The sequence below is a fragment of the Bacillaceae bacterium S4-13-56 genome (assembly GCA_040191315.1).
In the GTDB taxonomy this organism is placed as follows: Bacteria; Bacillota; Bacilli; order Bacillales; family JAWJLM01; genus JAWJLM01.
The window spans coordinates 1-412 of the sequence record JAWJLM010000193.1 but is presented as its reverse complement, the minus strand read 5'-3'; the positions used below and the strand labels follow the sequence as shown (position 1 = coordinate 412).

The following is a 412-nucleotide window of genomic DNA, read 5'->3' as shown; positions in this document are numbered from 1 at the left end:
TCGTATGGAATGGAACACTCCTTTAGTCGTAAGGGCTGCCCTTATGACAATGCCTGTATTGAATCCTTCCATGCGATCTTAAAGAAAGAAGAAGTGAATCACGTTAGATACTTAGATTTCAACTCAGCAAACATAGAGTTGTTTAAATATATTGAAGGTTGGTACAACCGTAAAAGAATTCATGGAAGTATAGGCTATAAAACGCCGCAAGAGCTTGAAAACGAACTAAATGCCCAGGTGGCAGCATAGAACCCAATAGAGAGCCGGCTTTACATGGAGAAGTGAGCATGATAGCCTCACTTGGCAAGCCAGCATGTTTTTTAAGTAAGCTGGCTTCCTGGCATAGAAATCTATGCTCACAGAGGCTCCTTGTCAAGCCTCCCAATTTCAAGAAATCATTCGGTTAGAAAAT

At 41.3% G+C, this 412-nt stretch carries 1 protein-coding gene; it reads left to right on the top strand.

The genetic code is table 11. From position 1 onward, the window contains the following. Positions 1–249: integrase core domain-containing protein (locus RZN25_18625; GenBank protein ID MEQ6378798.1), on the top strand; the 249-nt coding region annotated here is incomplete at its 5' end. Positions 250–412 lie beyond the last annotated feature (163 nt).